The sequence below is a fragment of the Streptomyces sp. SID5785 genome (assembly GCF_009870065.1).
Lineage (GTDB): Bacteria > Actinomycetota > Actinomycetes > Streptomycetales > Streptomycetaceae > Streptomyces.
Genome location: NZ_WWIA01000466.1, coordinates 1 through 9,128 on the forward strand (window position 1 = coordinate 1; position 9,128 = coordinate 9,128).

General features: G+C 73.1%; 8 protein-coding genes and 1 pseudogene. 5 read left to right on the plus strand and 4 right to left on the minus strand.

The features are described from left to right. Positions 1 to 1,063, plus strand: a pseudogene (locus GTW43_RS15390) (hypothetical protein); the annotation flags it as partial. 296 nt (positions 1,064 to 1,359) lie between these two features. Further along, entirely contained in the window at positions 1,360 to 2,280 is a 921-nt protein-coding gene (locus GTW43_RS15395) for an NADP-dependent oxidoreductase (protein WP_161302519.1), read from the plus strand. Between the two features lie 76 nt (positions 2,281 to 2,356). Here GTW43_RS15395 and GTW43_RS15400 read toward each other — a convergent pair whose 3' ends face one another. The 3 genes from GTW43_RS15400 to GTW43_RS15410 form a co-directional block, all read right to left on the minus strand. Beyond that, positions 2,357 to 2,752, minus strand: a complete 396-nt coding sequence (locus GTW43_RS15400) for a VOC family protein (protein WP_161302521.1) — start codon at positions 2,750 to 2,752, stop codon at positions 2,357 to 2,359. Between the two features lie 72 nt (positions 2,753 to 2,824). Beyond that, positions 2,825 to 3,319 carry a cupin domain-containing protein gene (locus GTW43_RS15405; RefSeq protein ID WP_161302523.1) on the minus strand — a complete coding sequence of 165 codons (495 nt, stop codon included), beginning with the start codon at positions 3,317 to 3,319 and terminating at the stop codon, positions 2,825 to 2,827. An 80-nt stretch (positions 3,320 to 3,399) separates the two neighbouring features. Then, positions 3,400 to 3,771 (minus strand): DUF4267 domain-containing protein, encoded by a 372-nt coding sequence (locus GTW43_RS15410; protein ID WP_161302525.1) that lies wholly within the window; start codon positions 3,769 to 3,771, stop codon positions 3,400 to 3,402. Positions 3,772 to 3,929: 158 nt separating this feature from the next. On the opposite strand from GTW43_RS15410, the gene GTW43_RS15415 reads away from it, so the two are divergent. Beyond that, positions 3,930 to 4,820, plus strand: a complete 891-nt coding sequence (locus GTW43_RS15415) for a LysR family transcriptional regulator (protein ID WP_161302526.1) — start codon at positions 3,930 to 3,932, stop codon at positions 4,818 to 4,820. Between the two features lie 27 nt (positions 4,821 to 4,847). On the opposite strand, the gene GTW43_RS15420 is transcribed toward GTW43_RS15415, so the two are convergent. Beyond that, a complete protein-coding gene (locus GTW43_RS15420) occupies positions 4,848 to 6,461 on the minus strand; it encodes a long-chain fatty acid--CoA ligase (protein WP_161302529.1) in 1,614 nt (537 codons plus the stop codon). A 282-nt stretch (positions 6,462 to 6,743) separates the two neighbouring features. Between GTW43_RS15420 and GTW43_RS15425 the strand changes: the two genes are divergently transcribed. Together GTW43_RS15425 and GTW43_RS15430 are read left to right on the plus strand one after the other, a co-directional pair. Continuing rightward, the gene (locus GTW43_RS15425; protein ID WP_161302531.1) at positions 6,744 to 8,513 is read left to right on the plus strand and encodes a GAF domain-containing protein; all 1,770 of its coding nucleotides are present in this window, start codon (positions 6,744 to 6,746) and stop codon (positions 8,511 to 8,513) included. A 225-nt stretch (positions 8,514 to 8,738) separates the two neighbouring features. Next, a partial coding sequence (locus GTW43_RS15430) for an MFS transporter (protein WP_343246017.1) occupies positions 8,739 to 9,128 on the plus strand: 390 nt, incomplete at its 3' end.

The window sequence follows — 9,128 nt, forward strand, 5'->3', positions numbered from 1 at the left end:
CACCGACGACCGCTCGCTGCTCTCCCGCGCCCTGCGCGTGTGGGACCACCCCGCCGACTCGGTGCGGCGCACGGTCGAGTCCGGTGCCTCGACCGAGGGCCCGGCCCACCCGCCCCAACTCCTCTACGCAGGCGCACTCGACGCCCGAAAGGTCGTCCTCTTCCACGACGGCGAGCGCACCGTGCGCTACTCCGAACCCGCACAGGCCGGCGGGTCCGCGGCGACCCTCGACATCGCCCGCTCCGACAACTCCGACGTGACCGACGCGTCCGCCCTGACGCTGGTCCGGGACGCCGACTCGGCGCGCTACCTCCTGGCGCCGTGGATCAGCGAGTCCGGTCTGCGCGACCTGCGCGCACCCGACCGGCTGCCCCGACCGCTCCCACTCACCGACGGGGTGACCGAGGAGGTGGCGCTGCCTCCCGCGAAGGGCTGCGGCTCCTGGCCCGCGCTCCAGCTGCGGTCCTCCGGGAAGATCGTCGAGAACCACCGGTTCCTGGTCACCGACCTCGGGGGCTTCTCGCCCGTCCACCTCACCTACCAGCCGCTGCCCGGCGAGGGGAAGTCTCCCGGCAGGGCGGCGAGGCCGGTCGAGGCGACCAGCTCCGCGGCCCTGGTCGCCTGGTCCGCCACGGCCTGCGGTCTGCCGCGGCTGGACCCCGGTGTGCGGTCCGTCAACACCTGGGACTTCGCCAGCCAGCCGCTGCCGGGCGGCGGCCGCGGCACATGGAACTGCATGCGAGCCGACACCTGGAAGGGCCCCGGGCAGATCCTCATCGGCCTGCGCCCCTCCACCGGGCAACCGCTGCTCGCGGCCACCGCCCGCAACACCGCCGCATGCTCCCGCTTCGGTCAGCACGTCGTCGCGGACGTCGAGTACCGGACCTCCGACGGCGACCGCTATCTGCTGGCCGCGGGCTCGCGCGCCGTCACCGAACTGACCGTCGACGGGAAGACGTCGAAGGGGCCCACGGCCGCCGTCCGCAACGCGACCGCGGGCCCGGGCCGGGTGAAGGCCCGCACCCGCACCGGCCAGGTGATCGAACCCCCGCGCGCCGGATAGCGGGTACCGACCGAAGGGCCCCGGGCACCCGCCGCCCGGGGCCCGGCCGGCCCGCCGGACTGGCCCACCGAGAAGGCACACAAATGGCCCAGACCTCCGGGCTGCCTGCGTTCTACTCTGCTAGGCATGATCGCAGTGGCGCCGGTCGGACGTCGCTCCTTGGCGAGAGTGCGGGGAGACGGACGGCGCGTGGTGCGCCGCGACTGATCAGGGCGGGCGCCGCGGCCACGCAGGGCCGCGGACCGCGCCTCCCGCGCGATGCCCGCTCCCGCACTCCTTTCCCCAGAGGAACCCTCATGCGAGCCATCACCGTCCAGGACCGCGAAGCCGGTGTCAGCGGCCTGACCCTGTCCGAGCTGCCCCACCCGCACGCCGCCGAGAACGACGTGATCGTGGAGGTCCATGCGGCCGGCTTCATCCCGAACGAACTGGAGTGGCCCGGCACGTGGACCGACCGGGCCGGGCGCGACCGCACCCCCAGCGTGCCCGGGCACGAGCTCTCCGGCGTCGTCACCGAGCTCGGCTACGGCACCACCGGCCTGACCGTCGGGCAGCGGGTCTTCGGCGTGACCGACTGGACGCGCAACGGCTCGCTCGCCCAGTACACGGCGGTCGAGGCCCGCAACCTGGCGCCGCTCCCCGCCGGGATCGACCACGTCACGGCCGCCGCCCTGCCGATCTCCGGGCTCACCGCCTGGCAGGCCCTCTTCGACCACGCCCACCTGACCGTCGGACAGAGCGTGCTCATCCACGGCGCCGCGGGCGGCGTCGGATCCATCGCCGTGCAGCTGGCCCACGAGGCGGGCGCGCGGGTGATCGGCACCGGCCGGGCCGCCGACCGCGACACCGCCCTGGGCCTCGGCGCCGACGTCTTCGTGGACCTCCCGGCCGAGGGCCTGGACGGCATCGGCGAGGTGGACGTGGTGTTCGACGTGCTCGGCGGCGACATCCTCGCCCGCTCCACGCAGCTGGTGCGCCCCGGCGGCACCCTGGTCACGGCCGCCGAGCCCGTCACCGTCCAGCCCCGTGACGGCCGCGCCGTCTTCTTCGTCGTCGAGCCCGACCGGGTCCGTCTGGCCGATCTCGCGCAGCGGCTGCGGGACGGCCGCCTCAAGCCGATCGTCGGTGACGTCCGGCCGCTCGGCGAGGCGGCGGCCGCGTTCACCCCGGAGAAGCGCACCCCCGGCAAGACGATCATCCGCGTCGTCGAGGACTGAGTCATCGCGGACTGAGTCGTCGAGGACTGAGTCGTCCAGGGACGCGTCGACGGGCCGCCCGGGGACCGGCAGCCCGTCAGGCGTTGAGGATCTGGGCCACCTCCCAGACGTTGCCGCCCGGATCGGCGAAGGCCGCCGTGCGCCGGCCCCACGGGCGGTCGACCGGGCCGTTGAGCAACGGCACGCCGTGGTCCGCGAGTTCGCCGCAGACCGCATCGGCGTCCGCCACCTCGATCGTGTGCAGAGCCCGGACACCGGCGCCGGCTCCGCCGACCTGAGCGGGGGCGACCAGCTCGGGAGCCTTGGCGACGTCCAGCAGATTGATCATGAGGTTGTCGAGCCGGACCACGGCCGAGTCCTCGTTCTCGTAGACCACCTCAAGGCCGAACACGTCCTGGTAGAAGGCCTTGCCGGCGGGCAGGTCCTCGAAGAACAGCGTGATCACCTCAAGCTTGCTCAGACCCTTGATCATGTCTGTCTCCCCTCCGCGTCGACGATGTGCGACCGACCGTACCCAGGGCCACCGACAATCGTGCGCGGATCCTCACGCCCGGGCGTCGGTCCAGGGAACGCTCTGCTGGAAGTACGTGTCGTAGAGCTCCTGGACATCCAGCAGGCTCTCGGGCGGCACCTTGCCGTAGGCGATGCGCTCGAGGTGACGGAAGTACTCGAAGCGTTCGACTCCCGGGGTGATCACGATGAGCAGGTCCGCGTGCTCGCCCGGTGCGGCGGCGAACGCGTGCGCCGTCTTCGGCGGCACGACGACGAGATCGCCCCGGCCTGCGGTGACGACCTGCTCGCCGCACAGGAGTTGGGCCGTTCCGTCCAGCACGTAGAAGAGTTCGGCCGAGCGGGCGTGGTGGTGCGGCGTCGCACCGTTCGCTCCTTCGGTGAGGGTGACGCGCTGGGTGGACAGGGCGCCGCCCGTCGCGCTGCTGTCCGCCAGGAGGCGGACCGTGGTGGGGGCGCGTCCGACGACTTCGGCGTCCGCCGCGCGTACGAGGTGACCGCGGTCGGGGTCAGGGGGCATGAGGGACATGGGCTCGCTTCCTGTTCGGGTGGGCGCGCGCTGCGCGTTCGGATCAGATGGTGAGGGAGCGTGACGTGGGGAGCGCGGCGTCACAGAGCGAACAGCAGGCCCGCGCTCACGAGGACGATCACCGCCGTGGCGCCGTGGATGCCGAAGGCGGCCGCCTTCGTGCCGCCGTGGCGGAGCACGATGAGGGTGTCCCCGAGAGGGGTCAGCGCGATCACCAGCATGAACCACGCGGCCGCGTCGGCTCCTGCGAAGGCCAGCAGAGCGAGCCCCAGCAGACCGGAGACGAGATCGCGCAGGCCCTTGACCGTCAGGTAGGCCGCGTCGCCGTTCTCCGCGGCAGGCACGCCGTATGCGGCGGCCGCGGGGCGCGGCTGGAAGAGGAACCTCAGCCCGATGAACACGACGAGGAGGTCGAGCACGACGGCCAGACCGTAGGCGAGTGGTGTGAGCATGGGCGTCCCCCGACTGTCCTGAGCTGATGGGTGTCCTGCACGAGGCGCCCTGTGGCGCGGGCGTGCCTCAGGATGCAGTGCGCGCGAGACGTGAACAACGGCCGGTCCCGCATGGTCGGATAACCCTGGAGTTATGGGCGGCGGCTGGGGGGCTTGCGGTGGAGCTGCGGGACATCGAGATCTTTCTGACCCTTGCCGAAGAGCTGCACTTCGGGCGGACCGCGGATCGCCTGCACGTGTCGCAGGCGCGGGTGAGCCAGTCCATCGCCAGGCAGGAGCGGCAGATCGGGGCGCGGCTCTTCGCCCGGACCAACCGCAGGGTGGAGCTGACCGCGATCGGCGCCCGGCTCCGTGACGACCTCGACGCGGGCTACCGGCAGATCCAGGAGGGGATCCGTACGGCCACCGACGCCGCGCGCGGTCCCGCCGGCACGCTGACGCTCGGGCTGCACGGCGCCCAGGCCCACGACCAGGCCGCTCTCCTCGACCTGTTCCGCACCCGGCACCCGGGCACGGAACTCCGCATCAGGGAACTGAATTTCACCGACCCCTTCGGCCCGCTGCGCGACGGCTCGGTGCAGGTGGCGACCGCGTGGCTGCCCATCCGCGAGCCCGACCTCACCGTCGGCCCGCTGATCGTCGTCGAGCCCCTGCTGCTCATGGTGGCCGCCGACCATCCGCTGGTCGCGCGCGAGAAGGTCGGCCTCGAGGACCTCGCCGACTGGAGCATGCCGTACTCCGGACCACCCACCCCCGAGTACTGGCTGCAGACCCTCGTGCCCACGCACACCCCGGGCGGCCGCCGGATCCCGCGCGGTCCGATGGTCTCCTCGTTCCAGGAGGCGGCCGCCGCCGTCGCGGTGGGCCGTGCCGTCTGCCTGGTCCACGGGGATGCCGCGCGCTACTACGCGTGGCCCGGCCTGCGGTACCTGCGCCCCCACGACGCGCCGACGGCCAGTTGGGCCCTGACCTGGCTGACGGCGGCCGAGACGGAGTCCGTCCGCGCCTTCGCCCGCACGGCGCGCGAGCACGGTCCGCGCCGAGGGTGAGGACGGCCGGCGGCCCGGGGCCGTGCCTCACCGGGTCCGCAGCGACTGCCGCAACGACTCCTTGGACACCTTGCCGGAGCCGGTCGTGGGGAGGGAGCCCAGCACCACGAACTCGTCCGGGATCCACCACGAGGCGACCCGGTCGAAGAGGTGTGCCCGCAACTGCTCCGCACTGACGCTCGCGCCCGGGCGCAGGACGACGCAGGCGACGGGGCGTTCGACCCAGCGTGGATCGTCCCGGGCGACGACGGCGACCTGGGCGACGTGCGGATGCGCGGAGAGAGCCGTCTCCAGCTCCACCGAGGAGATCCACTCGCCGCCGGACTTGATCAGGTCCTTGATGCGGTCGACGAGCCGCAGGTATCCGTGCCCGTCGAGCGTCGCCAGATCGCCGGTGCGCAGCCAGCCGTCCCCCGTGAAGCCGTCGGTGCCCGCGCCGCCGAGGTAGCCGCTCGCCACCCAGGGGCCCGCGACCTGGAGTTCGCCGACGGACTCTCCGTCGTGGGGCAGGCGCGCGCCGGACGCCGGATCGACGATGCGCAGGGTCACCAGGGGCAGCGGCCGGCCCTGGGCGCTCGTGACCGCGTCGCGCTCCGCCGCGCCGAGACCGTCGTGTGCGCTGTGCAGACCGCCGACGGCACCGACCGGACTGACCTCCGTCATGCCCCAGGAATGCGTGAGCGGGACCCCGACGGCTTCCTCGTAGGCGGCGGACAGTTCGGGTGTGACGGGTGAGCCGCCACCGAGGAGCAGCCGGAGCGCGCCCAGGTCCCGGCCGGGGAGCGCCGGCAGCAGGTCGGACCAGACGGTCGGCACCGCTGCGGCGAGCGTGACCCGGTGACGCTCCATCAGGCCACCGAGATGCGCGGGGTCGGCGGACGGGCCGGGCAGCACCAGGTCGGCGCCGGTCATCAGCGCGCCGTACGGCAGGCCCCAGGCGTTGGCGTGGAACATCGGCACGATCGGCAGGACGACATCGCGCTCGGCGAGGCCGATGAGCCCCGCCGCCATGATGCCGAGGCAGTGCAGGACCGTGGACCGGTGACTGTAGAGCACGCCCTTGGGGCGGCCGGTCGTGCCGGACGTGTAGCACAGGCCGGCCGCCAGATTCTCCTCGGCGCCGGTGAACGCCGCCTCGAACGAGCCGCCACACGGCTCGGACCCGGCCACCAGCGCGTCGTAGTCGTGGAAGCGGGGATCGTCCGGCAGCGCCGTGCCGGTGCCGTCCGGGAAGACGACCCAGTGCCGCACGCCCGGCACCCGGTCGAGGATCTTCCGGACCAGCGGCAGGTGCCGGCGGTCGAGGAAGACGACGTCGTCGCGCGCGTGCTCGATGACGAAGGCGAGGTCGTCCGGCGAGAGCCGGATGTTGAGCGTGTGGAGGACGCGCTTGCTGACCGGGGCCGCGGCGTAGACCTCCAGATGGCGCCGGTGGTTGGCCGCGAGGGTCGCGACCCGCGCCCCCGGAGGCACGTCCAGGGCCGCGAGGGCGGACACCAGCCTGCGCACCCGCACGGCCCACGCGCCGTAGGGGAGCTCCGTCCCGTCGGAGTCGATGATGCGCTTGTGCGCGAACAGCGTCTCGGCGCGCTCGAAGAGGTGCGCGATGGTCAGCGGCCGCGGCTGCATGAGCCCGTCCATGTGTGTGCTCTCCTCCCAGACAGGTGCGGGCCCCGCGGTGGCGCCACGGACCCCGTGCCGCGTGCCGTGTGCCGCGGGGGCGAGCACCGATCACGTGGCCGTCTCACCGTAGGAGCGGGATTCCCCGGCTCGGGAGGTGAGGATCGACCACAAGTGCGCACCTGGGCGTAGACGAAACACCCACCCCTTTGCATGATGGTGATCACCAGGACGGCTCGTGCGGCCAGGGCCGCACCCCTGCCGGGCGGCCGGCCCGCCGCACCGACGAACGGCGCAGGGGACATGACGCAACGAGGGCGAGCAGACGGACACATCCGACCGGGTCGGGCACGGGAACTGGCCTCGCTGTACGCGACGGCGCGGTCCCTGACCGCGCTCGGCGACGTCGACGACGTCCTGGACTCGATCGTCCGGCACGCCCACGACCTGATCGGCACGGACTTCACCTACCTGTCGCTGATCGGCGACGACGGCGCGCTGCGGATCACCGCCAGCGAGGGAACCATCTCGGCGGCGTTCCGCTCCGCCCGCATCCCGTCCGGCAGCGGCCTCGGCGGCAAGGTCATCGCCTCGCGCGCCGCGCACTGGGTCGGCAACTACCTCGTCGACGCGGAACTCCGGCACGACCCCGGATTCGACGCGGTCGTCGGCAACGAAGGGCTCGTCGCGCTCCTCGGCGTCCCGCTCATGGCCAGAGGCCAGGTCATCGGCGCCCTCTTCGCGGCGCACCGCAGCGAACGCCGCTTCCGCACCGACGAGACAGCCCTGCTCAGCGCGTTCGCCGACCACGCGGCGGTCGCCCTCGACAACGCCCGGCTGTACGAGGAGAGCCGCGCCGCCCTCGCCGAACTCCGGGAGGCGTACCGGACCATCGAGGAGCAGATGACCACGAGGGAACGGGCCCAGTCCGTGCACGAGGCGCTGACCCGGTCCGTCCTGGCCGGCGGCGGCCCCGGTGCGGTGGCGTCCGAACTCGTGGCGCAGCTGGGCGGCGCGCTCGTCATCCTCGACCGCAGCGGGGGCCTCCTCGCCCGCGCCCGCACCGACGAGCCCGACGGCGCGGACCCGGTCGGCGCGGCGCACGCCGAGGTGATCGAGCGGGCCCGCAGCACCGGTCGTGCGGTGACCCGCCAGGGCGCGGACGGCCTGTGGCACAGCGCGGCGACCGTGCGCGCCGGGGACAGCCTGCTCGGCGCGCTCGTGTGGAGCGGCGCGCGCGAGCCGTCCGCGACGGACACCCGCAGCCTCGAACTCGCCACACACGTCGTCGGGTTGCTCATCCTCAAGGACAACGCCGCCGCCGACGCGGCCGAGCGGCTCAGCGGCGAGCTGCTCACGGAACTCATCGTCGCGGGCCCGCACGTCAGCCCCACCCAGTGGACACGGGCCCGCTCGCGCGGCATCGACCTCGACGCCCTCGACGTCGTGATCACCGCCGAGTCCGGTTCCGTCCCCGCACCCGAGATCGTCCGCCACCTGCACGTGATCGCCCGCGAGGAGGCCGGGCTCGCGGGGGAACACCTGGGCCGTGCGACGCTGATCGCGCACGCCGGGGACGCCGAGCGCTTCGCACGCGCCGTCCAGCAGCGCCTGCGCACCGAGCTCGGCCGGCCCGTCCTGGTCATCTGCGAGCCCGTCACCGGTCGCGCCTGGGCGCGGGCCTTCTCGCGCGCGGCAGGCTGCACGACCGTAGCCCGCCACCTCGGCGCGACGGACCTCGGGGCGACGACCGACCGGTTCGCCCTGTACGCGCTCGCCTTCGACGCCGACCGCAAGGAGGAACTCGACCGGTTCCTCGCCGACGTCATCGGCCCGCTGCTCGACTACGACACCAGGCGCTCCACCGACCTGATCGCCACCCTGGACGCCTACTTCACCCAGGACGGGAACCTGCGCCGCAGCGCCGACGCCCTCCAGGTCCACCTGAACACCCTGCTCAAGCGGCTCGACCGGATCACCCACGTCCTGGGCCACGACTGGCGGGCCGGTGACGACCTGCCGCTGCGCCTGGCGATCCGTCTCGAAGTGCTGCGCCGGGCCCTGCGGCCGTAGGCAGCGCACTCCCGGGCCCGGGTGGCGGTTCTTACCACCCCGAGCCCGGCAACTATGGAAGTTTCTGACCTCATGGTGTCCCGGGGCGCTCCCTACAGTGACCGCGACCACACCGGCCGGTGGCGCGAACACCCACCTGACTGAGGGAGACCCCATGAGCGTCGTACTCCGCCTTCATGCCGTACCCCGCCGCGATCTCCGCAGCCCACGCGCAGGAGACCCGTCGTGAACCACGTGCATCCCGTGAACCCCGTGACGCGCGGCGGCGTGCCGCCCGCTCCCGACGCCCCCACCGACCGCCTCCACGCGACCGCCAGCCGCAAGGCCGCCCTCCGACTCCTGCCGCTCCTCTGCATGGTCTACTTCATGGCCTTCGTGGACCGCACCAACGTGGGGATGGCCAAGACCGCGCTCGAGGCCGACGTGGGCATCAGCGCCGCGGCCTTCGGCACCGGTGCGGGCGTCTTCTTCCTCAGCTACGCGCTCCTCGAGGTGCCCAGCAACCTGGTCATGCACCGCATCGGCCCGCGGCGCTGGATCACCCGCATCGCCGTCACCTGGGGAGCGCTCTGCGCCTGCATGATGTTCGTGCAGGGCGAGGTCTCCTTCTACGTC